Source organism: Mahella australiensis 50-1 BON, from assembly GCF_000213255.1.
In the GTDB taxonomy this organism is placed as follows: Bacteria; Bacillota; Clostridia; order Mahellales; family Mahellaceae; genus Mahella; species Mahella australiensis.
Map to the genome: position 1 here is coordinate 1,195,633 of NC_015520.1, position 26,151 is coordinate 1,221,783.

29 protein-coding genes and 1 tRNA gene are annotated in these 26,151 nt (G+C 44.2%); 26 read left to right on the forward strand and 4 right to left on the reverse strand.

All coding sequences use genetic code 11. The features are described 5' to 3' along the window. The first annotated feature begins 104 nt into the window (after positions 1 to 104). The 12 genes from rsxC (at position 105) to MAHAU_RS05795 (ending at position 8,433) form a co-directional block, all read left to right on the forward strand. Positions 105 to 1,439 carry an electron transport complex subunit RsxC gene (gene rsxC / locus MAHAU_RS05740; protein ID WP_041644386.1) on the forward strand — a complete coding sequence of 445 codons (1,335 nt, stop codon included), beginning with the start codon at positions 105 to 107 and terminating at the stop codon, positions 1,437 to 1,439. 15 nt (positions 1,440 to 1,454) lie between these two features. Further along, a complete protein-coding gene (locus tag MAHAU_RS05745; protein ID WP_013780781.1) occupies positions 1,455 to 2,411 on the forward strand; it encodes an RnfABCDGE type electron transport complex subunit D in 957 nt (318 codons plus the stop codon). Next, positions 2,404 to 3,024 (forward strand): RnfABCDGE type electron transport complex subunit G, encoded by a 621-nt coding sequence (locus MAHAU_RS05750; RefSeq protein WP_013780782.1) that lies wholly within the window; start codon positions 2,404 to 2,406, stop codon positions 3,022 to 3,024. Before MAHAU_RS05745 ends, MAHAU_RS05750 begins: the two co-directional genes overlap by 8 nt. Continuing rightward, positions 3,021 to 3,647 carry an electron transport complex subunit RsxE gene (rsxE, locus tag MAHAU_RS05755; RefSeq protein WP_013780783.1) on the forward strand — a complete coding sequence of 209 codons (627 nt, stop codon included), beginning with the start codon at positions 3,021 to 3,023 and terminating at the stop codon, positions 3,645 to 3,647. Before MAHAU_RS05750 ends, rsxE begins: the two co-directional genes overlap by 4 nt. Next, positions 3,647 to 4,231, forward strand: a complete 585-nt coding sequence (gene rsxA / locus MAHAU_RS05760) for an electron transport complex subunit RsxA (protein WP_013780784.1) — start codon at positions 3,647 to 3,649, stop codon at positions 4,229 to 4,231. Before rsxE ends, rsxA begins: the two co-directional genes overlap by 1 nt. 15 nt (positions 4,232 to 4,246) lie before the next feature. After that, positions 4,247 to 5,077: an RnfABCDGE type electron transport complex subunit B gene (gene rnfB, locus MAHAU_RS05765; RefSeq protein WP_013780785.1), complete on the forward strand. Its 831-nt coding sequence runs from the start codon at positions 4,247 to 4,249 to the stop codon at positions 5,075 to 5,077. Between the two features lie 162 nt (positions 5,078 to 5,239). After that, positions 5,240 to 5,800, forward strand: a complete 561-nt coding sequence (gene folE / locus MAHAU_RS05770; RefSeq protein WP_013780786.1) for a GTP cyclohydrolase I FolE — start codon at positions 5,240 to 5,242, stop codon at positions 5,798 to 5,800. A 15-nt stretch (positions 5,801 to 5,815) separates the two neighbouring features. Continuing rightward, on the forward strand, positions 5,816 to 6,295 hold the full coding sequence (locus MAHAU_RS05775) for an HD domain-containing protein (protein ID WP_013780787.1): 480 nt from the start codon (positions 5,816 to 5,818) through the stop codon (positions 6,293 to 6,295). Positions 6,296 to 6,307: 12 nt separating this feature from the next. Beyond that, on the forward strand, positions 6,308 to 7,123 hold the full coding sequence (folP, locus tag MAHAU_RS05780; protein WP_013780788.1) for a dihydropteroate synthase: 816 nt from the start codon (positions 6,308 to 6,310) through the stop codon (positions 7,121 to 7,123). Beyond that, the gene (gene folB / locus MAHAU_RS15845) at positions 7,124 to 7,504 is read left to right on the forward strand and encodes a dihydroneopterin aldolase (protein WP_013780789.1); all 381 of its coding nucleotides are present in this window, start codon (positions 7,124 to 7,126) and stop codon (positions 7,502 to 7,504) included. Beyond that, positions 7,488 to 7,985, forward strand: coding sequence for a 2-amino-4-hydroxy-6-hydroxymethyldihydropteridine diphosphokinase (gene folK, locus MAHAU_RS15850; RefSeq protein ID WP_013780790.1), 498 nt, complete (start codon positions 7,488 to 7,490; stop codon positions 7,983 to 7,985). Before folB ends, folK begins: the two co-directional genes overlap by 17 nt. Continuing rightward, positions 7,978 to 8,433, forward strand: a complete 456-nt coding sequence (locus tag MAHAU_RS05795; RefSeq protein ID WP_013780791.1) for a hypothetical protein — start codon at positions 7,978 to 7,980, stop codon at positions 8,431 to 8,433. Before folK ends, MAHAU_RS05795 begins: the two co-directional genes overlap by 8 nt. Positions 8,434 to 8,436: 3 nt before the next feature. Here MAHAU_RS05795 and yunB read toward each other — a convergent pair whose 3' ends face one another. After that, positions 8,437 to 9,126, reverse strand: a complete 690-nt coding sequence (gene yunB / locus MAHAU_RS05800; protein WP_013780792.1) for a sporulation protein YunB — start codon at positions 9,124 to 9,126, stop codon at positions 8,437 to 8,439. Between the two features lie 49 nt (positions 9,127 to 9,175). Further along, positions 9,176 to 10,390: a tyrosine--tRNA ligase gene (gene tyrS, locus MAHAU_RS05805; protein ID WP_013780793.1), complete on the reverse strand. Its 1,215-nt coding sequence runs from the start codon at positions 10,388 to 10,390 to the stop codon at positions 9,176 to 9,178. 475 nt (positions 10,391 to 10,865) lie between these two features. Between tyrS and MAHAU_RS05815 the strand changes: the two genes are divergently transcribed. From MAHAU_RS05815 to spoVAE, 6 genes are all read left to right on the forward strand, one after another. Next, complete coding sequence (locus MAHAU_RS05815) at positions 10,866 to 11,291, forward strand: NUDIX hydrolase (protein ID WP_013780794.1); 426 nt, start codon at positions 10,866 to 10,868, stop codon at positions 11,289 to 11,291. 3 nt (positions 11,292 to 11,294) lie between these two features. Then, complete coding sequence (locus tag MAHAU_RS05820) at positions 11,295 to 11,924, forward strand: YigZ family protein (RefSeq protein WP_013780795.1); 630 nt, start codon at positions 11,295 to 11,297, stop codon at positions 11,922 to 11,924. 111 nt (positions 11,925 to 12,035) lie between these two features. Continuing rightward, complete coding sequence (locus MAHAU_RS15735; protein ID WP_013780796.1) at positions 12,036 to 12,197, forward strand: hypothetical protein; 162 nt, start codon at positions 12,036 to 12,038, stop codon at positions 12,195 to 12,197. 125 nt (positions 12,198 to 12,322) lie between these two features. Beyond that, entirely contained in the window at positions 12,323 to 12,778 is a 456-nt protein-coding gene (gene spoVAC, locus MAHAU_RS05825; protein WP_013780798.1) for a stage V sporulation protein AC, read from the forward strand. A 12-nt stretch (positions 12,779 to 12,790) separates the two neighbouring features. Then, positions 12,791 to 13,804: a stage V sporulation protein AD gene (gene spoVAD, locus MAHAU_RS05830; RefSeq protein ID WP_041643890.1), complete on the forward strand. Its 1,014-nt coding sequence runs from the start codon at positions 12,791 to 12,793 to the stop codon at positions 13,802 to 13,804. A 12-nt stretch (positions 13,805 to 13,816) separates the two neighbouring features. Beyond that, positions 13,817 to 14,173, forward strand: a complete 357-nt coding sequence (gene spoVAE / locus MAHAU_RS05835; protein WP_013780800.1) for a stage V sporulation protein AE — start codon at positions 13,817 to 13,819, stop codon at positions 14,171 to 14,173. Between the two features lie 32 nt (positions 14,174 to 14,205). Here spoVAE and MAHAU_RS05840 read toward each other — a convergent pair whose 3' ends face one another. Both MAHAU_RS05840 and MAHAU_RS05845 read right to left on the reverse strand, forming a co-directional pair. Beyond that, on the reverse strand, positions 14,206 to 16,932 hold the full coding sequence (locus MAHAU_RS05840) for a transglycosylase domain-containing protein (protein WP_013780801.1): 2,727 nt from the start codon (positions 16,930 to 16,932) through the stop codon (positions 14,206 to 14,208). Positions 16,933 to 17,164: 232 nt separating this feature from the next. Continuing rightward, positions 17,165 to 17,253 (reverse strand) — tRNA-Leu (locus MAHAU_RS05845). Between the two features lie 171 nt (positions 17,254 to 17,424). On the opposite strand from MAHAU_RS05845, the gene MAHAU_RS05850 reads away from it, so the two are divergent. The 8 genes from MAHAU_RS05850 to MAHAU_RS05885 all read left to right on the forward strand — a co-directional run bounded on the left by MAHAU_RS05850 (position 17,425) and on the right by MAHAU_RS05885 (position 26,146). After that, positions 17,425 to 17,955, forward strand: coding sequence for an RNA polymerase sigma factor (locus MAHAU_RS05850; RefSeq protein WP_013780802.1), 531 nt, complete (start codon positions 17,425 to 17,427; stop codon positions 17,953 to 17,955). 23 nt (positions 17,956 to 17,978) lie between these two features. Further along, positions 17,979 to 19,253, forward strand: coding sequence for a DUF4349 domain-containing protein (locus MAHAU_RS05855; RefSeq protein ID WP_013780803.1), 1,275 nt, complete (start codon positions 17,979 to 17,981; stop codon positions 19,251 to 19,253). Positions 19,254 to 19,273: 20 nt separating this feature from the next. Then, on the forward strand, positions 19,274 to 20,050 hold the full coding sequence (locus MAHAU_RS05860) for an SIMPL domain-containing protein (protein WP_013780804.1): 777 nt from the start codon (positions 19,274 to 19,276) through the stop codon (positions 20,048 to 20,050). Between the two features lie 108 nt (positions 20,051 to 20,158). After that, complete coding sequence (locus MAHAU_RS05865) at positions 20,159 to 21,376, forward strand: MFS transporter (protein WP_013780805.1); 1,218 nt, start codon at positions 20,159 to 20,161, stop codon at positions 21,374 to 21,376. A 12-nt stretch (positions 21,377 to 21,388) separates the two neighbouring features. Beyond that, positions 21,389 to 23,941: a DNA polymerase I gene (polA, locus tag MAHAU_RS05870; protein WP_013780806.1), complete on the forward strand. Its 2,553-nt coding sequence runs from the start codon at positions 21,389 to 21,391 to the stop codon at positions 23,939 to 23,941. Then, positions 23,931 to 24,539, forward strand: coding sequence for a dephospho-CoA kinase (gene coaE / locus MAHAU_RS05875; protein ID WP_049783342.1), 609 nt, complete (start codon positions 23,931 to 23,933; stop codon positions 24,537 to 24,539). The genes polA and coaE overlap by 11 nt, the downstream gene beginning before the upstream one ends. Next, positions 24,536 to 25,087 carry a lytic transglycosylase domain-containing protein gene (locus tag MAHAU_RS05880; RefSeq protein WP_013780808.1) on the forward strand — a complete coding sequence of 184 codons (552 nt, stop codon included), beginning with the start codon at positions 24,536 to 24,538 and terminating at the stop codon, positions 25,085 to 25,087. The genes coaE and MAHAU_RS05880 overlap by 4 nt, the downstream gene beginning before the upstream one ends. 15 nt (positions 25,088 to 25,102) lie before the next feature. After that, positions 25,103 to 26,146, forward strand: a complete 1,044-nt coding sequence (locus MAHAU_RS05885; protein ID WP_013780809.1) for an NAD(P)-dependent alcohol dehydrogenase — start codon at positions 25,103 to 25,105, stop codon at positions 26,144 to 26,146. The last annotated feature ends 5 nt before the right edge of the window (positions 26,147 to 26,151 follow it).

Sequence of the window (26,151 nt, forward strand, 5' to 3'; positions counted from 1 at the left end):
TATTCTGTAACCCTTCACTTTAACGGTATTATGCGTTATAATAAGGAGGATTGTCATTTATCAAATGGGGAGATAAATTAAGAGGAAAGGATGATAGGGGGATTATGAACGTGAAGACCGTGACTTTTAAGGGCGGTATTCATCCAAGGTATAATAAAGAGTTTACGGCTTCCAAGCCCATACGACCAGCCGCGTTGCCGCGAATAGCGGTGATACCGCTGCAACAACATGTGGGTGCTCCGTGTAAACCGTTGGTTAAGGCGGGCAATGAAGTGAAAGTAGGCCAAAAAATAGGCGAAGCCGGCGGTTTTGTCAGCGTGCCGGTGCATGCCAGCGTATCGGGCAAGGTAGTGGCCGTAGAGCCTCGGTTACACCCTAGCGGTCAGCAGGTCATGTCCGTGGTGATAGAATCGGATGGACAGGATACGGTGGATGAAAATGTACAGCCTAAGGGTGATATCGATAAGCTATCGGATAAAGAAATAATAGATGTTATAAAAGAGGCCGGTATAGCGGGATTGGGAGGAGCCGCGTTTCCTACGCATGTCAAACTGTCACCGCCGCCCGACAAGAGGGTGGAGTTGGTTATAATAAATGGTGCCGAATGCGAGCCGTATCTCACATGTGATCATAGGCTTATGCTAGAGCAAACTGACGATGTGGTATATGGTACCAGAGCTATAATGAAGGCTTTGGGTGTGAGCAAGGGTATTATAGCCATAGAAAATAATAAGCCCGATGCTATAGCGGTTATGCTTAAAGCAGCGTCGGGTTATGCGAATAATATAGAAGTGGTGGCGTTGAAGACCAAGTACCCACAAGGTGCCGAAAAACAGCTTATAAAAGCTATTACGGGCAAAGAAGTACCGTCGGGCGGACTGCCGGCCGATGTAGGTACGGTGGTGGATAATGTGGGCACAGCGGCTGCTATAGCCAGGGCCATCAAGACAGGTATGCCGCTTATAGAGCGCGCGGTGACGGTTACAGGCAGGGGGATAAAGGAGCCGGCCAATCTCATGGTGCGCATAGGTACGCCTTTCTCGCAGCTCATAGATGAATGCGGCGGATTTGCAGACAAGCCCGGTAAGGTGATAATGGGAGGGCCGATGATGGGCATAGCTCAGTATTCGCTCGATGTGCCTGTTATAAAAGGTACATCTGGAATATTGGTATTGACAGAGGAAGAGGCTCAGGCACCGCAGGTTCAAGTATGCATACGATGCGCACGCTGTGTGGAGGCATGCCCAATGGGTTTACTGCCGTTGTATATAAGCCGGTATGCGCTGGCCGGTATGTATGACAAAGCCGAGCAATATAATGCTATGGACTGCATAGAATGCGGGTGCTGTTCATTTGAATGCCCAGCCAAGCGGCCGCTGGTGGAGTCTATAAGGTTGGCTAAGCGTGCTATAGCGGCTAATCGCCGTAAAGCCGGTTGATAGGGGGGCAGAATGATGGAGAATGAACAACTTGTTGTGTCGTCTTCGCCGCATGTAAGGTCGGAGAGTTCGGTTTCCGGCATCATGCTCGATGTGGTTATAGCGCTTGTGCCGACTATTATAGCTGCGGCCATATTCTTTGGCATGAGGGCATTGTTTATAATAGGAATATCGATAGCAACTGCGGTATTGACCGAGGCGTTGATACAATACCTTATGAAGAAACCGGTGACCATAAACGATTGGAGCGCTGTGGTAACGGGCCTTTTGCTGGCATTTAATCTGCCGCCTACGGCGCCGTGGTGGCTGGCCGTTATAGGTTCTGCGTTCGCCATAGCCATAGTAAAGCAATTGTTCGGTGGCTTAAGCTATAATTTTCTCAATCCGGCGTTGGCTGCTAGAGCCTTTCTCTTGGCTTCATGGCCGGTGAGAATGACGGCATGGGTGCAGCCCGGGGTCGATGCTGTGACTACAGCTACGCCGTTGGCCATATTGAAGGGTACGGAGGCTGCGGGGCAGTTGCCATCGCTTATGGATATGTTTGTAGGCAATATAGGCGGTACCATAGGCGAGACATCGGCCCTGGCGCTTTTGATAGGTGCAGCCTATCTGCTTTATAAGCGGGTCATAAATTGGAGGATACCTTTTGTATATATGGCTACGGTAGGTGTTTTAACATGGATACTGGGGCCGGATGGGGCATTTACGGGCCAACCGCTTTATCATGTTCTCGGCGGCGGCCTGATACTGGGAGCATTTTTCATGGCCACAGATTACGTTACATCACCAGTCACGCCGTTGGGACAGATCATCATGGGCCTGGGATGCGGCATAATAACGGTGGTTATAAGGCTATATGGCGGTTATCCCGAAGGCGTATCCTATTCTATATTGTTTATGAATGTGGCTACGCCGCTTATCGAACGTTATACTGTGCCAAAAAAATTCGGGGAGGTGAAAGGCCGTGCGTGATATATTGAATCTGGGCTTTAAACTCCTTCTTATAACGGCGGTAGCGGCATTGGCGTTGGGGGTAGTCAATGCCATAACCAGGGAACCTATAAAGGCTCAAATAGAGAAAATGGATGCCCAAGGCCGCATAGCCGTATTTTCTGAAGATACCGAATTTATAGAGCTCGATGCCGATAAAATAAAGGCGATGAGCCCGGATTATGCCATGGTAAGCCAGGCGTTCCAGGCTAAAGAAGGCGGACAAGTTGTAGGTTATGCTATAAAGACTATGCCCTCCGGTTATGGTGGCGCTATAGAACTGACGGTTGGCATATCTACCGACGGTACTTTGACGGGTATATACGTGGGCAATAATGCCGAGACGCCGGGGCTGGGGGCCAAAGCGAGCGAGCCTAAATTCAAGGATCAGTTCAAAGGGAAAAAGGTCGATACACCGCTTGAGGTAATAAAGAGCGGTCAGGCTAATGATAATCAGGTACAGGCCATATCTGGAGCTACTATCACATCCAAGGCTGTGACAGAGGGCGTCAATACGGCTATGAAGCTTTATAGCGAGGTATTGAGCAATGACAATGATGTGCAGCAGTTGCTTGTTCAGGAGGGGGGACAATGATGAAAGGCGTTATAAAGGATTTCGTTAATGGATTATGGAATGAAAATCCTACATTCAGGCTAGTGGTGGGCATGTGCCCGACATTGGCCGTTACCACAAATGCGACAAACGGCGTTGCTATGGGTTTAGCTGCCTCTTTCGTGCTGGTGGGCTCCAATGCTATGATATCGGCTATGAGAAACTTCATATCGCCAAAGATACGCATGCCGGCTTTTGTCGTGGTCATAGCCAGCTTTGTTACAATAGTAGGTATGGTAATGAAAGCCTTTTTGCCAGAGTTGGACAGGGCGCTGGGCATATTCATACCACTTATAGTGGTTAACTGCATCATAATGGCACGCGCTGAAGCATTTGCGTCCAAGCAACCGGTGGTAAACTCTATAGCCGATGGCCTGGGTATGGGATTAGGCTTTACGCTGGCATTGGTTATATTGGGTAGCATAAGGGAGATTTTGGGCAACGGCAGTATATTCGGCATAAATCTATTCGGAGCATCGTATGAGCCGGCTCTGCTACTTATCATGCCGCCAGGTGCTTTTATGGCATTGGGATTGCTGATAGGCCTTATAAACTATCTTACGCGTAAACCAAAGGATAATGCAGAGAAAGAGGGGAGCCATTGATGGACGCTGGGCGTTTGTTTTATATAGTGGTTAGCGGCATATTGGTAAATAATTTTATTATGTCGCGCTTTCTGGGTATATGCCCCTTTCTGGGAGTGTCCAAGCGTGTGGAAACGGCCCTGAGCATGGGCATAGCCGTCACATTTGTCATGGGCATGGCTTCGGTGGTGACTTATGTAGTACAATATGCGCTGCTTGAGCTATTGGGCCTGGAGTATCTTCAGACCATAGCTTATATATTGGTTATAGCGACGTTGGTTCAATTTGTGGAGATGGTTATACAAAAGACCAGTCCTACGCTTTATCAGGCGCTGGGCATATATCTTCCGCTTATAACCACCAACTGCGCTGTGCTTGGCGTTACCCTATTGAATATGCAATATCAGTATAATCTTTTGGAGAGCCTAGTCAACGGTATAGCCGGTGCTTTGGGCTTTACATTAGCCATAGTGCTTTTTGCGGCTATAAGGGAGCAAATGGATTTTGCGCCGATACCCGAGAGCATGAAAGGCTTTCCGATAGCGCTGGTATCTGCCGGCCTTATGTCGCTGGCGTTTTTGGGCTTCCAAGGACTGGTCAAATAAACGAGGTGGATATTTATGAATATAAATGATATATTGATCCCTGTGGTTACATTGGGTGGATTGGGATTGATTTTCGGAGCCATACTGGCTTTTGCTTCATCGCGCTTTGCGGTGGAAAAAGATCCGCGCGTCGATGAGGTGCGCGAGGCACTGCCGGGCGCCAATTGCGGCGCCTGCGGTTATCCGGGATGCGATGGGTTGGCCGCTGCTATAGTGGCTGGGAAGGCTCCTGTTAATGCTTGTACTGTCGGCGGGGCTGCCAGCGCCGAAAAGATAGGAGCCATCATGGGAGTGGAAGCGCAGGCTGGCGAGAAACAGGTGGCACGCGTGCTTTGCCAGGGTGACCTGGAGGCGGCCGCTCAAAAGTATAAATACGTGGGTATAGAAAGCTGTGCCGCGGCCAATGCATTAGGTGGCGGCAGCAAGGCCTGCGGATATGGTTGTTTGGGCTTTGGCGATTGCGTTAAGGCTTGTCCGTTCGACGCCATAGATATAGTTAACGGTGTGGCGATCGTCGATGAGAAAAGGTGTACAGGCTGTACCATATGCGTTGCGGCCTGCCCGAAGGGTATTATACAAATGGTGCCTCAGTCAAAGCGCGTTGTGATATTGTGCGCGTCTTTGGATAAAGGTAAGTTGGTGCGGGGTTATTGCAAAGTGGGTTGCATTGCATGCAATATATGCGTGCGCAAGTGCCCGGAAAACGCTATAGTGCTGGAGAATAATCTGGCGCATATAGTTTACGATAAATGCACCAATTGTGCCGAGTGCGTGGATAAATGCCCGGCAAGCACTATAAAAAACTATGATGGTGTTTGTGAAGAGAGAGAAACAGCAGCCTTATAAAATAGTGTAGCCTGCTTAACGGAAAGGGCCGGTATTATAGCCGGCCCTGTTTTTGTGAGCAAAAAGCAAGCCAATATACGAATTTTTCAAAAATTTATTATGAAATTTATCGCATAATGTAGTACAATATAAATAAGCTATTTTAATTTCAGGAGCGGTGGAATGGTAGATCAACAAAAGATTGAACAAGCTATGCGCATGATGATAGAAGCTATAGGCGAAGACCCTGAACGTGAGGGGCTTAAGGATACTCCCAAAAGAGTGGCCAGGATGTATGCCGAATTGTTCAGCGGTATCGAAGAAAATCCTCGAAAGTATCTCGAAGTATGGTTCAACGAGGATCACGAAGAAATGGTATTGGTAAAGGATATACCTTTTTATTCCATGTGCGAACATCATTTTTTGCCGTTTGTTGGCAAGGCGCATGTTGCTTATATACCGACAAAAGGTAAAGTAACGGGTTTGAGCAAACTGGCAAGGGTAGTGGAGTCGGTGGCTCGCAGGCCGCAGCTTCAGGAACGCCTTACAAGTCAGATAGCTGACATATTAATGGAGTGTCTGGATCCTCAAGGCGTAGTTGTCGTGATAGAAGCTGAGCATATGTGCATGAGTATGAGGGGCGTAAAGAAGCCGGGTACCACCACCGTAACCTCGGCGGTGAGAGGCATATTCAGGCGAGATGCCAAATCGAGAGCCGAGGCTTTTGCTTTGATCAAGGGATAGGAGGAAGTAGTAACATTGGAAAGGGTAGATAAAATCCTGCAACATCCAAAATACGTTGAATACATGCAGAGGATAGCAACTGATGAGAAGGATAGAATTTTTTGCCGCCACGATCTTCAACATGCTATAGATGTGGCGAGGATAGCCTATATATTGGTATTAGAAAATAAATTAATAATGAAGAAAGATATGATATATGCTACTGCTTTGCTGCATGACATAGGAAGATGGAAGGAATATGAGGAGGGTACCGAGCATACTGAGGCCAGTGCTGAATTGGCAGCCGATATATTGGTAGACTGCGGCTTTGATGCCGAAGAAAGGGAATTTATGCTTAAAGCTATCCGCGATCATAGAAAAAGTGGCACTCAGAGCACTTTCTTGAGCTCAATAATCTATAAAAGCGATAAAATGTCGCGATTATGCATTGATTGCAATGTGCGCGATCAATGTAAACGTTTTGCAAACGGCGGAAAGATAAATCTGTATTATTGAGGCGGTATATGTATGCATAAATCTATATTGATAAGCGATAAGGAATGGCAATGGGGTAAGCGCACTTATATAATGGGTATATTGAACGTTACTCCCGATTCGTTCTCTGATGGTGGCCATTTTTACGATATAGACAGCGCTGTAGCCCAGGCCAGGCAGATGGTGGAAGAAGGGGCAGATATAATAGATGTCGGTGGCGAATCCACGCGACCGGGTTTTAAACCTGTATCGACTGATGAGGAAATAAACCGTGTTGTACCGGTCATACAACGTTTAGCTCGGGAATTAGATATACCAATATCGATAGATACCTATAAGGCAAAGACCGCTATAGCTGCCATCGAAGCTGGCGCTGATATGATAAACGACATATGGGGATTTAAAGCCGATATGAATATGGCGGCTGTCGCAGCAAAATATAAGGTGCCGATCTGCTTGATGCACAATAAAAATGAAGCGGTTTATAATAATCTAATAGAAGATGTGCTGACGGAATTAAAACAGAGCATAGATATCGCTCTAAATGCCGGTGTTGATACAGGAAATATAATCGTAGACCCAGGCATAGGTTTTGGCAAGACGTGGGAGCATAATCTCGCTATTATGAGACATCTTGAGGAATTTAAACGATTGGATTATCCGATACTGCTTGGAACGTCGCGTAAATCGTTCATAGGTAAGGTGCTGGATTTGCCCGTTGACGACCGCCTGGAAGGCACGCTTGCCACAACGGTTGTAGGTATAGTAAAGGGCGTGGATGTCGTGCGCGTTCATGATGTCAGGCCCAATAAACGCGTAGCTGTTATGACCGATGCTATGGTGAGATGAATGGATAAGATAATCATAGAGGATTTGGAGGTTTACGCTTATCATGGTGTGGCCTCGGAAGAAAAAGCATTAGGGCAGATGTTTCTGATATCGGTCGAAATGGATATTGATCTTATTGCAGCCGGACACAGCGATAATATAAGCGATACGATTCATTATGGGCACGTATGCGGTGATATAGAAGACATAATTGCCAGCCATAGTTATAATCTTATAGAGGCTTTAGCGCAGGATATAGCCGATCGTTTGCTGCAACATTATCCGAAAATACAAAATATAAAAGTTGTAGTTAAAAAGCCGTGGGCACCTATCCGTAGCCATGTAAAATATGTAGCGGTGGAGATAGAAAGGATGCGATTGACAGATGAGCGCCAAGGTTAACAGGGTTTATCTGGCTCTTGGTTCTAATATCGGCGATAGGGATAGGTATATAAGAGAGGCTATAGATATGCTGAACGGGCATGAAGCTATAAAGATCGTCAAAGTATCGCCGACTTACAATACAGCCCCAGTGGGTTATACCGATCAAGCCGACTTTTTAAATGCGGCTGTAGCTATCGATACGACGCTTTCTCCGCGCGAATTGCTGGTTGTCTGCCTTGATATAGAAAAGCGATTGGGGCGTGTCCGCACTATACGCTGGGGGCCGCGTACAATAGATATAGATATAATATTTTACGATGACCTTATAATAAACGATGATTTACTGACAGTGCCTCATCCCCGTATGCACGAGAGAAGGTTTGTGTTGCAACCTTTATGCGATATAGCGCAGAATGCGGTGCATCCTATATATAAAAAAACTGTTGAACAGATGTATGATGAATGGAAAACGAAAGGGGATATAAATTTTAATGTATAGCCAGGAAGATCTTAAAAAACTCAGTGGGCGTGTAAAGACGATAGTTATTATTACGGCTGTTATATTTATAGGCTTTCTTATAGCGGCCATATATGTTGCTGTTAACAATGCTCAATGGATCGGACAGCTGATTCTTATAATAGGCGTTTGTATAGATATATTTATATGGGGAATAAAGGCGACGCCCACCTTATGCTACAGAGGATTTGTGAAGGAAATATTGACCGGCTTATCGCGCACTGAGCGAGGCCGTGTGATAAGCATAAGCGATGAACCGGTCTATAAGGATAACAGGCTTTTTTATTACGAGGTACTCATAATGCAGGATGATGGGACTCAGCGTATTCTATTATTGGATGTGTATAAAAATGCGCAAGACTTACGCGAAGGTGCAAAATACGATTTCAAGATACACGATAATTATATAATCGACTATGTTGAGGTTTAACAGTCAGTCGTTTAAGTCAGGCAACAGGTTCAAGGCATCGCTTTTGGCGTCTGGTTCCTGAAGATTTACGTAGCTTTGCGGTACATTGCCTACTATGACGGTCTCGGCTATGGGTACTTGGCTTACGACCTCGAGTTCCTGGCTGTTTAACGGTATTACCACCTTTATATGGGCTTTTACGCGCAAATATATCTTATGCCGGGTTTGATTAATGCCGGCATTTTCAAACTCGGTCACAAAGTCGTTTACTACAGAACCTACTGGAAGTATTTTAATATTTATGTACGGCCCTCTGCCAGCCAATATGTCCCCTCCCAATACCGAACCTATCGGTACCTTTACAATAGTGGATGATACCGATTTCATTTCATCCAACACGGCCAGAGCCGTTTCTGAGCTGAGCTTGTTCATACGCATAGTATTGGCTTGTAACATGGTAACACGCCCGTTGTCGTCGGTTATGGCTGTTATGAGCTGATCATAGGGTATGCCGTCGGCAAGTTTTTTGTTTACGGCAACGTTTATGGCTTGCGTGGCTATCACCCTGGCTTTGGCCGAGGATAATGCCAACACGGTAGGGGCTATACTGCGGTCTATCCATTCAAAAATCAATGCAAATATTACGACTGCAACGATCAATGCTATAAATAAATTCCACTTATGCCTCTTTTTAAAACTATAAAGCCTGTACATTATAACGCCTCCCTTCTCATTAATATATGAGATAGGAAGGCGCATAGTGCTAGTCCATGGGCAGTATTTTAGCAAACCGCCGCTTGCCTACCTGTATTATATCACCGGATTTGAGCCGTACATTTTCTTCGGAGGATTTTTGACCATTTATCTTTACAGCCCCCTGCTGTATGAGACGGCGGCCTTCGCTGGATGTGGGAGCTAATTTATGATCAGCTAAAAAGCGTGGCAACCATATGCTGTCCTTAAGCACATCAGCAGGCACCTTTATCTCTTCTATATCATCTGGTATATCGCCCTTTTGAAATATGCTCACGAATTGTTTTTCCGCGGCCTGAGCTGCTTGTGCACCATGGTACAGCGTAACTAGTTCCTTGGCCAGTGCCATTTTGACATCTCGTGGATTTAACAGGCTGCTTTCCATTTGCTCTTTGAGTTCGTTTAGTTTGTCTGGGTGTATGTCGGTCAGCAATTCATAATATCGTATGATGAGCTCATCTGGTATAGACATGGTTTTACCATATATTTCATCCGGGGATTCATTGATGCCTATGTAATTGCCAAGGCTCTTGCTCATCTTTTTAACGCCGTCGGTACCCTCTAATATAGGCATAAGCATAGCCACTTGCGGTTCTTGACCGTATTCCCTCTGAAGGGTGCGGCCCATGAGTATATTGAATTTTTGATCGGTGCCCCCTAATTCTACATCAGCGGCTAAAGCTATAGAGTCATATGCCTGCATGAGTGGATAGAAAAATTCATGTATTGATATAGGCTGTTGCGATTCCATGCGCTTTTTAAAATCCTCGCGTTCCAACATACGCGATACAGTATACTTGGAGCAAAGCACTATAACATCTTCAAAGCTTAATTTGGCCAGCCATTCACTGTTAAAGCGTATTATAGTTCTGTCAGGATCCAATATTTTATATATTTGTTTTTGATAGGTTTTAGCATTTTCTAATACTTGTTCTCTGGTAAGCTGTTTGCGTGTTTCGGACTTACCGGTAGGATCACCTATCATACCTGTAAAATCACCTATTATCAGGACTATTTGATGGCCGAGGTCCTGAAATTGTTTCAATTTCCGCAGCACTACGGTATGACCCATATGTATGTCGGGGGCGCTGGGATCCAACCCCAGTTTTATTGTCAATGGTTTATTTTCTTGATGAGACTTTTCTAACTTTTTCCTTAGATCTTCTTCGCTGATTATCTCAGCTACACCCTTTTTCAATATTTTCAGTTCTTCGTCGATGGTCATGGGTACATCCTTTCGTTTATTTTATAAACAAATTTATTTTATCATAATAAGTCGCCAAATTCAAAAAATATTGCAGGTTGGGGCGCATGTAATTTTATTGAAGCAAATTATGGTAAATATAATACAGCATGCACCGCGGAAACAACGGCATAAGCCAGGAGCAGGCCTTAGAACGTTTCGCTGTACGCTCTGCAAGCGAAACGAAGAACAGGCGTGGCCGGAGGCATGGAGGCCGAAGGCAGGCCGCTTGAGCATGGAGGCGAATTGCGGGCGTTAGCCTGTTCGAGTGGAGCGAGCAGCTAAGCGTACAAGAAACATTCTTCAGACTGCGATGGCTTCATGACATTGCGTAACGGATTGCTTCTGGAATATTGTGTATTAATAAAATTCCATGATGCCTATTGAAATTTCTTTGGATATGAGTTATTATTAAAGTAGGAACTAGAAAATATAATTCTAGGGGGAATGATAAAGAATGCTGATGAGAAACTGCGCTGGCGGTGTGGTCTTCAATGACGACAAAGTGTTTTTACTAAAGAATGATAAGGGCGAATGGGTATTGCCCAAGGGTGTGATTCGTAACGGGAATCTCGCTACAGAGGTGGCATTGCGCCGGGTGAAAGAAGAAGCCGGTATAGGTGCTGAGATAATCTCAACGGCGGGAGAAACCTGTTACGAATTTTTTTCTATATCTAGACAATGCCCTGTATGTAATCAGATAACATGGTATATAATGCGCGCATTGGATGATAAGTACCATGTAAACAAGGAAGAGGGATTTACTGATGGTGGCTATTTTCCTATCGATGAGGCTATAAGGAAGATAACGTATAGCCAGGACAAATCTCTGGTAAGCTTGTCGTATAAAAAGTATAAGGATTTGTTGCTTGCCGTTTCATAATATATGCAAAGCACGTATAGGACTGTAAAAGATTATGCCAGGGAACAGTATGTAGTAAAGCGTTCCAAGTTTATAGCATCAGTAAAGCCCGTTGTAAACGAGGACCAAGCCGTGGCGTTTTTAGTTGATGTGCGAAACGAGTTTTACGATGCCACCCATAATTGTTATGCTTATAATATATTGGTTGACGGTTCACCTTTATGGCGTTTCAGCGACGACGGTGAGCCAAGTGGGACAGCAGGTCTGCCGATATTAAACGTTATCGAACAGAGATCTCTTTCAAACGTTGCAATAGTGGTAACGCGTTACTTCGGCGGCATATTGCTTGGTGCAGGCGGATTGGTACGGGCTTACTCGCATGCTGCTGCTTTGGCTGTAAATGCGGCGGGTATAATGGAAATGCTGCCTGCTAAGACGATATGTGTGATAACGAGTTATAATCTTCTTAGCGGTATCCAAAAATTGGTTTCGGCTTTTGAGGCCCAAATCGGGGGAACAGACTATAAAGATAGAGTGAAAATGTCTATAATTGTTAAAACTGAGGTGATAGATAGGTTTATAAAATCTCTGCATGATATAAGCAAAGGCGATATAGATATACGCATAGAGAATGATACGTACATGCATAACTAGCGGTTGCTCATTTTGTTATGAGCAACCGCTTTTTTGTCGATTACATAAAAAGCGCGATAAGGTCAATAATAACGTATGTAGGAGTCAAATAGATAAAAAGAGGTGAATGCTATGATTAGAGTTGGCCGAAAAATTGCGCTTTTTATGATAGTGATGATTTTAATGGTGATAACTGTGCTTATAGCCATGGTACAGAATAATGTCGATGAGAAAACATATTATGGAGCAGAGTTTGTATATGAACAACAACAGAAAATATTGCATTTTACCTAGTTTGTGGTTGATAAATTCTAAAAACGTAGATGAAAAAGAAAGCGTTATATGCCAAAGAAAACTGCCGCGGTTAGCGCATAGCGATAAAACAGCAGACGATAAATAGAAGAAAGGATGTGGATTATATGGATGCTGTTAAGCAACACCAACAGGAGGAATATCAGCAATTTATAAAGGATAAGATTCCCAAACCGAATTTGCTGCGAAATGCTATAGCGGCTTTTGTGGTAGGAGGACTTATATGCGATGTTGGACAATTTATAAGCAATTTTGGACAAAGCTATTTTAACCTGAATAAAGACGATACATCGGCTTTTACGGCTATAGTGCTGGTGTTTTTAGGCGCTTTGCTTACGGGATTAGGTATATATGACCGAATAGGCAGGTTTGCAGGGGCAGGTTCTGTGGTTCCCATAACGGGTTTTGCTAATTCAATAGTATCGCCGGCTATGGAGTTCAAAAGGGAAGGCTATGTACTTGGTGTTGGAGCCAAGATGTTCATCATAGCTGGACCGGTGTTGGTATATGGTTTTTCCTCTTCGGTGGCGTTAGGTATATTGCATCTACTATTTTCGAGATAAGGGGTGAAGTTTTTGGCTGCAAATAGCGTGGGCAAACAGACAGTGAAGCTTAATAATGCGCCGTCAGTAATAGCTACGGCTAGTATCGTAGGCCCTAAAGAAGGCCAGGGACCATTGGGACAATATTTTGATAAGGTGTTGGATGATGATCTGTACGGCGAAAAGAGCTGGGAGAAAGCCGAAGCTAAGTTCTTTCAGGAGGCTGTGGAAAAGGTTATAATAAAAGGGCACAAAGATAAGCAGGAGATAAATTACCTGCTTGGAGGTGACCTACTCAACCAGCTTATATCGTCCGATTTCGCCGCCCGGCAGCTCGGCATACCGTTTTTCGGATTATATGGTGCATGTTCTACCATGTCAGAGGCCATGGCACTGGGGGCTATGCTGGTGGACGGTGGTTATGCGGATAATGTAGTATGTGCTGCATCGAGCCATTTTTCAACGGCAGAGAGGCAATACAGATTTCCGCTGGAATTAGGCGTCCAGCGGCCGCCTACGGCTCATTGGACGGTTACTGGTGCAGGCGCAGCTTTGGTTTCCAATCAAGGAGAGGGGCCTTATATAACAATGGTGACTGTCGGTAAGGTTGTGGACATGGGTATAAAGGACAGCAATGATATGGGATCGGCCATGGCGCCGGCGGCGGCTGATACCATAATTGCGCACTTTATTGATACCGGCCTTACGCCCAATGATTACGATTTGATTATTACTGGTGATTTGGGCAGATACGGAAAGGACATAGCTGATGAGCTTGTAAAAAAGGCTGGCTATGACATATCGGCTAAGCATTTTGACTGCGGTGTAGAGATATTCAGCCCGTCACAGGATCCTCATGCTGGGGGGAGTGGCTGCGGTTGCTCGGCGTGTGTATTGGCAGCTTACTTAATACCGCATATGTGGGATGGAACATATAACAGCATGCTATTTCTGGCTACCGGAGCACTCCTTAGTCCGACTAGTTCCCAGCAGGGCGAATCTATCCCGGGCATAGCTCACGCTGTGTCCATTCACAGGACGAAGTGAGGCGATAGAGTTATGGAATATGTCAGAGCTTTTATCGTAGGTGGGACTATATGTCTTATAGGGCAGGTATTGATGGACACCACTAAGCTGACAGCAGCTCGGATACTCGTATTATTCGTAACAGCGGGGGTCGTTATGGCTGGCTTGGGTATATATGAACCGATAGTAGAATGGGGTGGAGCAGGTGCTACCGTGCCGTTAACCGGATTTGGTTATTCGTTGGGCAAAGGGGCTATTGAAGAGGTAAAAAAAGCCGGATTATTAGGTGCTTTTACAGGAGGAATAAAAGCTACTGCCGGTGGTATAGCAGGAGCAGTGACTTTTGGATATATAATGGCAGTGCTTTTTAATCCTAAAACAAAGCCGTAAAACAAAGCCCGGAATCTCCGGGCTTTATTTTATCATTGGCCATTGTTTGTGCCTCGGCCGTTATCAGGGAAGAGTTTATCCAGCAGGCTTTGCTTTTGTGAAGAATTGTCCTTGTTTGGTCGATTATGCTCGCCTGGTGGATTACCCTCGTCTGGTGGGTTATCCTCGTCCGGAGGATTACTTTCATCCGGAGGATTGCCTTCGTCCGGTGGTGCATTGTCATCCGGAGGATTGCCCTCGTTCGGAGGCTGACCCTCTTCAGGCGGCGGGGGATTTATTATCTGTTGCTGCTGGTCATACCACTCTTTCGTGTGTATATTGCATTGATTAGCCGGATCTTGAGGATTTTTTAATTCGTATTTGCTATCTGTGACTTTAGCTCTCTGGCTGGCGCTCAACGCTGTATAATAAAGCGAATTATCCGGTCGCTTTACCATGGCTTTTGTTTCAACGCTTTCCTCCGGGCAGTACTGTGTTGCATATTTGCCGGATTCTTTGCATAGCTGTACGGCCACGTGCAGATCACATGTTTTAGTGGGCTGAGTTCCTCTGATAAAATATTCTGTTTTGACAGTAGAACCTCTGGGGTCATTGTAGCAGAGGTCGGTAGGCAGTTCACCTGATACCGTGCATACCTTGACCTGTATGATACCGCTTGGCGTTTTATCATATATAGGTTTATTTTTCAATTCATTGTGTATAGGCTGCATGAATGCCTTCCAGAGACCACCTGCATTTCCGCCCCCGGTTGTACCCTTACCCAAAGGTTTGTTGTCGTCGTGGCCCATCCATACAGAGGCTGAATAGTACGGTGTAAATCCTACGAACCATGCGTTGGTTAGATCATCAGTAGTACCAGTCTTACCAGCCGACTTCATCCCTCTTAATTTGGTAGGAGTACCGGTGCCACTTGATACTACGTCTTCCAACATATCGGTTAATATGAAGGAGGCCTGTTCGCTTAAGACTACATGCTTATCCCTGGATTTATCATCGAGCAATATATTGCCGTCTTTGTCCTCGACTTTTGTGAAAGCCAGCGGTTCTATATATACGCCGTGGTTGGCTATGGCACCATAGGCTGCGGCCATCTCAAGGGGTGATGCGCCTGCCGCACCCAGCGTGAGGCCGGCTGGTGTTTTCTCGCTTGGTAGAATGTCCAAACCGAACTTGGTTACATAATTATAGCCGTTTTCCACACCTACATCCTGCATAAAAGCCCTTGCTGCTACGATGTTTATAGAACGCTGTATGGCTTTTCTCATAGTAGTGAGACCCGTATACCCCCTCTCCCCATCGAAGTTGCCCGGATATCCGCGTTCTGACCGCCAGCCGGGTATAGGAGCAGGTATATTTTCATAAGTGGTAGCTGCTGTAGCAGTACGCATATCCAAAGCAGGACCGTATACGCCCAATGGTTTCATAGTGGAGCCTACAGGGCGTTTTGACTGATAGGCCCTGTTGAGAGCGAATCTTGTATTATCCGGGTAACTTCTGCCCCCAACAAGTGCCTTTATCTGTCCTGTATGATAGTCTATAATAACCGCTGCGGTTTGAGGTTGTATAGCTTTTGTTTCCTTACCCTCTTTGGATACACCTGACAATAGCTTAGGATAATTCTTATATGAAGCTACTGCATTTTCCAATGTTTGTTGCATTTTGGGATCGACGGTAGTATATATTTTAAGGCCGCCTGTTGCCATTACGCCATTTGCCTTTTCTTTGGCCTTGTCTTTACCTAGGCCTTCGCTGATGAATTTTTCGGCTAATTTTTGTTCGACGCTTACCAAGGCATAATCGACAAAGTAAGGCATGACCTGACTATCATATTTCTCCTTGCTTTCCTCTTTGGATATAGTCTTTATAGGCTCAGCCAAAGCTTTGTTATATTCGGTTTCATTTATATATCCTAATTCATACATTTTGTACAGGACAGTATCGCTGCGCTGCTTTACAATATCAGCCTTATCGGTACGCCAGGGGTTATATAACGATGGGTTTTTGGTAATGCCTGCGAGCGTGGCGATTTCACGCAAGCTGAGATCCTTCAACTCTTTACCGAAATAACCATTAGCAGCGGCTTTAACACCATAGAAAGAATTTCCGAGATCTATGGTATTTAGGTAAGCAGCTAGTATCTGATCTTTGCTATACTTTTTTTCAAGGTCCATAGCCAGGTAGGCTTCTTGTATTTTGCGCTTATATGTCTGTTCGGGAGATAACATCGTATTTTTTATGAGCTGTTGCGTTATGGTGCTGCCGCCCGATACGCTATCGCCGGTCAAATTTGATATAAACGCCCTCGCTATACCCTTTATATCTACTCCGTTGTGCTGACGAAAGCGTTCATCCTCTATAGCAATAAACGCATCCTGCATATCTTTGGGTATATCAGAAATATTGACCCATTCACGCCAAATAGCCCGGCCATCCTGGACGCCGTGGATTTTGGTTATCAGATTTCCATTGCTGTCATAAATAAATGATGCTTGGCTCTGTTCGCTTATTTTAGCTATGTCTAATGGCGGTGCGGCATCCACATAGGCTTTACCTATGCCTATTACAGCACCTATGCCGGCTATTATGCCTATAAGCACTATGACCATTAAGATCTTTAAGCTGGTCATAAATATCTTAAGAAACACATTCGGTTCTTTTTTTCTAGGCTCAAATGCATGATTCTTATTGGCGGACTGACCTTTATGTTTTTGTGACCTCGGCTTGAAGGATGTGTCAGTACCGTTGTTATTATAAGCCATCTTTTTACCTCCTGTTTTATAAACTTCAATACATATATTGGGCAGTAACAATGGCTGAATTTAAATCCCTTATATTATATCATATATGTCAATTCGCATAAATGAATTATAAATTACAAAAGTTTTAATTTTTATTAATTATATCCATGATTTGGTGCATTAATTCTTAAGTCCATTGTTATAACAAAAATAACGGTTCCCAATAAAATTAGAGAACCGCTATTTAGAGTCATGGTGCCGAAGGTGGGAGTCGAACCCACACCTGGGGTGAACCAGACCGGATTTTGAGTCCGGCGCGTCTGCCAATTCCACCACTTCGGCATTATATTGTCGCTGACGAAGTATATGATAGCATAATTGCGGTATAAATGCAAGATAAAAATTTTTGCTAATTGCTGGCTAATTATCAGGATACGATGTAAAATTATTTATATAAGGGAACTTTTTTATGATTTTATACGTCTAATCTAGAGACGAAAGGAGCTGAGGACTATGGGAGGGGACAGGATGGCGGATTTCGATGCTTTATTCGATGAGTATAACGATAAGGTATACGGGCTGGCCTATAGACTGATGGGTGACAGAGATGATGCTATGGACATATCCCAGGAAGTATTTGTAAAAATATTTCGCAATCTTAAGGCTTTTAAAGGGGAGTCTACCCTGGCCACATGGATATACCGCATAGTATATAATACATGTATGGACGAATTGCGCAGGCGCAAGATAAAGCAGGTGTCCATCGCTGATAAACCTGATTTAGTGGATGATAACATCTCTGTAGAAGAGATATACGAAGCCGATGAACGGAAAAAAGCGGTACATAATGCCCTATATAAACTGGATGATGACCAGCGTGCCGTTATAGTCATGCGCGATATACAAGGCTTATCATATGAAGAAATCGCCGACGTGCTGCAATGCCCTCTGGGCACGGTAAAATCGAGGTTAAGCAGGGCCCGCTTTAATCTCAAAGAAATTTTAAAAGATTATATGGAACTTTTTGATGAAGTCGACGTCTAAAGTTATAGAAAGAAGGTGAGTGAATGGATTGCGACAAAGTAAAGGAATTATTGCCATTATATATTGATGATGGGTTAAGCGATGATGAGATGAAAGCGGTAAGCGAGCATTTGGCTGACTGCTCACAGTGCATTGAGGAATACGAGCACTTAAAAAATATTGCTGCGGCATGCAAAGATTTAGGATTTCCGGCTCCGCCGCCTGATTATAAAGAACGCGTGGTAGCTGCTGTCGAAAGGGATAGCAAAAAACAGCGCAAGGGCATGTTCGGCGCCGCGGCAGCCGTTATAGCGGCAGCGTTGTTGGTATTTATAAGCATATCGTCGATAGGCGATGTAACCGGTATTAATGCGGTTGCCAACAGCTTGAGCGATATAGAACAGCAAGCACAGACAGCGCCATCACAAAACCAAGCGTTTACAGAGTCGGATTCTTTTATGGGGGATGAGTCGAGGGCTGTGTCTGAAGCTACTGGAAGTTCTCCCGGAGAAGAAGGCATGGCATCGATTACCGAAGCTCCTCAGAGTAACGACAAAGCTGATCAGGATACGTCTACCGAAGAAGCTCCAGATACAAGCAAGAGTGCTGAACAAAACCTGGCGATAGCGTCGGCCAATGCTGAGCAGAGAAAGATAATAAAATCAGCATACCTTTCGTTGGAAACCGACAAATTCGATAGTACGGTTAATTCCATAATAGGCAGGGCTACAGCGCTGGGTGGTTATGTATCGAATTCGGAGTACAATAACCGTAATGAAGGTAAAAGGACGGCCCATATAGAGATTAAGATACCTCAGCAATCCTTTGAACAGTACCTCAGCGATATGGGCGGATATGGCAAAGTAGTGGAGGATAGGAGGAGCGGTCAGGATGTGACAGCTCAATATATCGACACCGAAACGCGGCTCAAAATGCTCAAGATTAAAGAGGAAAGGCTGATGGAGCTACTGAGCAAAGCGGAAACGTTGCAGGATATGTTTACAATCCAGGACCAATTGACCAACACGCAGATAGAAATTGAGCGGCTGACAGGGGATCTTAAACGTTGGGATGATATGGTTAGCTATTCTACGGCTATTGTAGATATATATGAGGTTGCTAAGATAGAGCCCGAGCCGGAGGATAATCCTAATATGTGGCAGCGTATTGGCAAAGCGTTTATAGGCTCTATAAAGGCCATCGGCAGATTCTTTGAGGGCTTTGTGGTCTTTTTATTCGGTGCCGTACCATATATTGTGCTTATAGGAATATTGGCATGGGGCGTTGTGACGTTTCTAAAGAGCAAAAGAAATGTATAAAATTAGAAGGAGCGTAGATCATGAATAATAAATTTTTAGCAATAGCTACGGTAGCGGTAGCGGCGGTGGCTATAATTTTGGCCATAGGTATATTCGGCATAAGTGACGGGCAAGAAGCAGATAAAGCAAAGGTAATGTATGCGGCAGATGATGTCAAAATCGATAAATCTATACTCACCGCAGCAGGTGAGGGTAAAGTGATGGCTAAACCGGACAGAGCCACTATAAACATGGGCGTACAGATAGACGACAAAGATGCTAAGACGGCTCAGACACAAAATGCTCAAAAGATGGATGCTGTGGTGAAAAAGCTGAAGGCTTTAGGTATAAGCGATGAGGACATAAAGACCTCACAGTACAATGTATTTCCACAGTATGATTATAGTGAGGATAAATCCACGCTCAGAGGTTATCAAGTGGTAAATATGGTCAACGTTACTATAAAAGACACTGCTAAACTGGGTGATATAATCGATCAAGCAACACAGGCTGGCGCCAATCGGATGGATAGTATTGCCTTTACTATAAGCGAGCCGGATAAGTATTATAACGAGGCTATAGCCAAAGCCATAGAGCAGGCCAAGGAAAAAGCCAACGTCATGGCTAATACGGCAGGCGTGAAGATAAAGGCTACTATAAATGTAAGCGAAACTACGGCAGGATATCAGCCGGTATACGATATGGGGGGAATGGAATATGCTAAGGATCTAGCCACGACCGCTGCTGCTCCTACTCCCATAGCTTCAGGCCAGCTAGAAGTTAAAGCCAATGTAGTAGTGACATTTGAGATACAATGAGCCCTTCCAATTATAAAGGCAGGAATTACCTGCCTTTCTTTTTTGCTTGATTTTAAACCGTAGGTGTGGTATCTTTGGTATGAACAGGTGAAAGGAAGAGGAGCATATTTGCAGCGACGAAGGCATGTGTATTACGATCTCCGTCATAATGTGCGGATGAACCTATATAATGGTATAGCCAGTTCTATAGCTATGAATTTGGTAATACCGTTTGTAGGTATTTTTGCCATGAGGCTGGGAGCAAATAATTTCGAAGTATCGCTTTTGAGCTCATTGCCAGCATTGGTTGCTATTATAGTTACTGTGCCTGGTTCAGCTTTTATAGATAAGATAAATGATAAAAAACGTGCTATAGGTATACTGATCTTAAGTGGCAGATTCTTTTTTGTGCTTATGGCATTGGTGCCTTTTTTGCCGAAACATATAAGGCCCATGGCACTTGTAATCGTATACGCCTTGATGAATTTACCTATTTCGATAATGAGCGTGGCATGGCAATCATTTATAGCAGATATTATTCCTTTAAGGCAGCGTAGCAGTGTATTTGCCGTAAGAAATATATGGATAAGTATTGCCAGCGCTGTTGCGGTCATAGCGGGCGGGTGGCTGTTGGATGCCATACCGTTTCCGACTGGTTATCAAATAGTATTTGTTATAGCCTTTTTTGCAGCTTTATTTGAATGGCACTATTTTATTTCTATTAGAGAGAATAAAGTTACTCCTGCTGCAAAGGCATCTCAGCCGCAGGAGGATTCGTTATCTATAAGGGATATTTTGAATCAAGCGTTGCATGAGCCGACTTTTAGCCGTTTTTCTATTACAACGTTGCTTTATCATTTTAGTTGGATGATGGTTTGGCCGGTATTTACCGTATATAAAGTGGATGTGCTCGGTGCTAATAATACATGGATGAGCATATATACCTTAGCGGGTTCTATGGCGTCCGTTTTATTTTTCCGTTATTGGGGCAGGCTAGCTGATAAAAAGGGCAATAAACTGGTATTATCTTTAGCGGCTATGGGATTAGGTCTGACGCCTTTAGTTTGGCTTTTCATTCATAGCCTGGAGTTGGCTGCTTTAGCCGATTTCGTAGGTGGTATTTTTACCGCAGGTTTTAATTTGGTATTTTTTAACAGGGTATTAGAGATCGTGCCAGATAAGGGGCGTACCAGTTATATCGCATTTGTAACCACGTTGGTACAGGTAGCTGCTACGATATCGCCGCTGGTGGGTATATGGCTGTATGAGTCGTTGGGTTTTGCTGCTACTATGATTATAACAGCTATATTTAGAGTAATTGCAGGATGGTTATATTTCAGATTATAAAGGAGAAATACTATGAGCGACAAGATCATGCTGATAGACGGTAATAGTTTATTAAACAGGGCATTCTACGCTTTGCCGATGCTTACTAATGCTGAAGGACAATATACCAATGGTGTGTATGGCTTTTTAACAATGCTCTATAAAGTTATGGAACAGGAGAAGCCGACGCACATAGCTGTGGCGTTCGACCGAAAGGCTCCTACTTTCCGTCATGAGCAGTACGATGGTTATAAAGCCAAGAGAACCGGTATGCCAGATGAGATGGCTAGCCAACTGCCTGTTTTAAAAGAAGTATTGACAGCCATGAATATAAGAATATTTGAGATGGATGGTTATGAAGCCGATGACATACTTGGGACATTGGCAAATATGGCACATCAGAAAGGTATGGAAGTGGTGTTGGTAACAGGTGACAGAGATGCATTGCAGTTGGTCAAACCTGACGTAAAAGTTATTATAACCAAGAGAGGCATAACCGATGTAGAGGTTTGTGATGAACAAGCTATTACCCAAAGATACGGTATAAAACCAGAACAGCTTATCGATGTTAAGGGACTTATGGGGGATGCCTCGGACAATATACCTGGTGTGCCGGGCATAGGTGAAAAGACCGCTTTAAGGCTTATAAAACAATTCGGTAGCCTGGAGAGTGTATTAGAGCATATAGATGATGTGTCTGGGGATAAATTAAAAAAGCTGCTGACAGAATATAGGGAACAGGCCATCATGAGCAAGCAACTGGGTGCTATACAATGCTGCGTGCCTATAGATGATGATCTGGATAAATGCCGCTGCAAGGGCCCTGATGCAGTTAAGCTTAAAGAAATTTACCAAAGGCTGGATTTTAAGTCGTTATTGTCGAAGATACCTCAGAACAACGATGAAGAATTTGCAGATAAAGATCCCATTGGATCTGATGTATACAATGTGGGTGATGATGATATAGAACAGTTGGGCAAAGATTTAAGCAATGTAAATGAGTTATGCGTGTATTCCAACGACGTATTATCCTTATCCGAGGACGAGCTGAAAGTATATAATATTTCTGTTAAACAATCAGTGCCGGATATAGTAGCCGCTGTTTTATCTAATCCAAAAGTACATAAACACGTATACGATGCTAAAAGACTGATAGTCTCTATGAATAAATCCCATATAAATGTCAAAGGCATAGACTTTGATGCTATGATAGCTGCTTATTTATTAGATCCGTCACAGAGTAATTACGATATAAAGCGCCTTGTCAAACAATATCTCGAGATAGATGACGATGCCGCATCGCATGCGGGCTACTTGTGGCGTTTGATGAATATCATGCTACCGCAGATAAAGGAAAATGAAATGAATGCTCTTTTCTATGATATAGAAATGCCGTTGACGCGCGTACTGGCTGATATGGAGATAAATGGATTTACTGTAGATGTTCAAATGCTGAAAGAATTGGCCGATGATTTTGAAAGAATGATAGATGGATTGACTAAGGAAATATATGCGTTGGCTGGAGAAGAATTTAATATAAATTCGCCTAAACAATTGGGCGCTATACTATTTGAAAAGTTGAAACTCCCGGTGGGCAAAAAGACCAAAACCGGTTATTCCACCGATATAGAAGTACTGAAGCAATTGCAGCTCCAGCATGATATAGTTCCCAAAATAATAGATTATCGGCAATTGACCAAACTAAAGTCTACATATATAGACGGGCTGATGAATATGGCTGATCCCATAACGCATAAGATCCATTCAAAGTTTAATCAAACTGTTACGGTGACTGGTCGTATAAGCAGTACAGAACCCAATTTGCAGAATATACCGGTGAAAACCGAATTGGGCCATCAGATACGCAAGGCATTTGTCCCGAGTTCATCCGATTATCTGCTGCTCGATGCCGATTATTCTCAAATAGAACTGCGCGTATTGGCGCATATGTCGCAGGATCAAAACATGATAGATGCTTTCTTAAAAGGGCAGGATATTCATGCGCGCACCGCCTCGGAGGTATTTGGCATCCCGTTGGAACAGGTAACGCCGCTGATGAGGAGTAGGGCTAAAGCGGTCAATTTTGGTATAGTATATGGCATAAGCGATTTCGGTTTGGCCAGGAACATAGGTATTAGCCGCAGCGAGGCAAAACAATATATAGAGCAATATTTTGCCCGCTATAACGGTGTAAGGCGTTTTATGGATGAAACCATACAATTTGCAAAGAAACATGGTTATGTTACCACTATGTTTAAACGTCGCCGTTATTTGCCGGAATTAGCATCGTCTAACCGCACCGTTCGATCCTTTGGCGAACGGGCGGCTATGAATACACCTATACAAGGCACTGCTGCCGATATAATAAAGAAGGCCATGGTTGATATTTATAACGCTCTTAAAGAAAATGAATATCGTTCCAAACTGATACTCCAGGTGCACGACGAGCTTATAATAGAAGTGCATAGAGATGAGGTAGATGAAATAAGGGATTTGGTTAAAGATAAGATGGAGGGCGTGGTGAAGATGGATGTGCCGCTGGTCGCCGACATACATGTCGGAGAAAACTGGTACGATGCCAAATGATATGAAAATTATAGGCTTGACTGGCGGTATAGGCAGCGGTAAAAGCACTGTGGCAAGTATACTAGCTGATAATGGCGCCTATGTTATAGATGCTGATAAAGTGGGTCATAAGGTGTATTATAAAGGTGGGCCGGCATGGGATGCTGTCGTTAAGGCTTTTGGGACAGGCATATTAAATGAGAACGGTGATATCGACCGCAGGAAGCTGGCAGCTATAGTTTTTCATGATAACAAAAAGCTGAACATGTTGAATGCCATAGTGCATCCAATTATAGCGCGGGAGGTATCGCAGCGTATCGACAATGCCAGGGGTAAAGGTGTTGAATTGGTGGTTGTAGAAGCAGCTTTATTGATTGAGTCGGGATGGTATAAAATGGCGGACGAGGTTTGGCTGATTACTGCCGATCAAGAGATACGTTTGCATAGAATAATGCAGCGCGACGATATATCCATAGAGGAAGCGCGCCTGCGTATGCAAAGTCAGATGCCGGATGATGAGAAGGCCGAATATGCCGATATTATTATAGTAAATAATAATGGTATAGAAGATTTGAAACATAAGGTTAAAGAAGCATTGCAGCGAGAGGGAGGGCAATGAGGGGACGTATAATTGCTTTAGTTTTTGTAGGAATTATTATTGTTGGTATTCTGGTTTATCATTTGCCGTACTTCCAGCGTATAATCTATCCACTGGAATATGATGAGTATATATGGCCTACGGCATATGAACATGGTATAGACCCACGGTTGGTGGCTGCGGTTATATACGTGGAGAGTAGATTTCAACCTGAAGCTCGGTCTCATAAACATGCTATGGGCCTTATGCAGATAACACCGGATACCGGCCGATGGATAGCGCAGCGTCTCGGTATAAGCGGATACCATGAGAATATGTTAAATGACCCTAAAACGAATATAAGATTTGGCGTATGGTATATTGAAGATCTGAAACGGGAATTCGATGATGATATGGTGTTGGTATTGGCGGCATATAATGCAGGACGAGGCAATGTAAAGCAATGGCTGGAAAAAGGCTTGATCGAGCAAGGAAAAGGTACAGATGGCATACCGTTTGCTGAAACCAAGGAATATGTGGCTAAGGTTATGGATGCTTATGAGCATTATAAAGGATTATATAACGATTAAAGGAGAGGATGAAATATGATGGAGAAGATGAAGGTGGCTCGTATGGTGGGTATAAGGGATATGCGCATGGAGCAGGAAGATATACCGACTATAGAAGATGATGAAGTGCTCGTGAAGATCGAGTACGTAGGTATATGTGGTTCTGATGTGCACTATTATGAATATGGGCGTATAGGAGATCATGTGGTGAATAAACCGCTCATACTTGGCCATGAGTGCGCCGGTACAGTGGTAGAAGTGGGCAAGGATGTTGTTTCGCTTAAGGCCGGCGACAGGGTGGCATTGGAGCCGGGACGTACTTGCGGTAAATGTTGGTACTGCAAAACCGGCAGATATAATCTTTGCCGTGATGTGGTATTCATGGCTACACCCCCTGTGGATGGAGCTTTTGCGGAGTACGTGGCTTATCCTGCGGATATGGCGTTTAAGCTGCCGGATAATGTGAGCACTATGGAAGGTGCATTGGTGGAACCATTGGCTGTGGGTATACATGCTGCCAACCAGGCGGATGTGAGATTGGGACAATCTGTGGCCATACTGGGTGCCGGTTGCATAGGTTTGATGGCATTCAAGGCTGTTAAGGCTATGGGTGCCGGAGACGTTTATATAACCGATACGATAGATAGCCGCTTGCAGTTTGCTGCTAAATATGGAGCTAAGGTATTTAACCCTAGAAATGAAGACGTTGTAGCATCTATACAGGGGCTTACGAATGATGAGGGGTCGGACATAGTGATAGAAACGGCTGGTGCAATACCCAGTACAAGACAGACGATAGATATAGTAAGACGCGGTGGCACGATAGTGCTGGTAGGATTGGTTCCGGATGGAGAGGTTTCGCTAAATGTGGCACGTCTAATAGACAAGGAGGCCCAAATAAAGACGGTTTTCCGCTACAGGAATATTTACCCGAGCGCTATAAAAGCCATAGCGGATGGTAATATAGATGTTAAATCCATGGTAACGAATACTTTTGATTTCGATGATGTTAAACAAGCGTTTGACTATGTTGTAAGCAATAAAAGTGAAGTAATAAAAGCTGTTATAAAAATGGAGTAAAACAT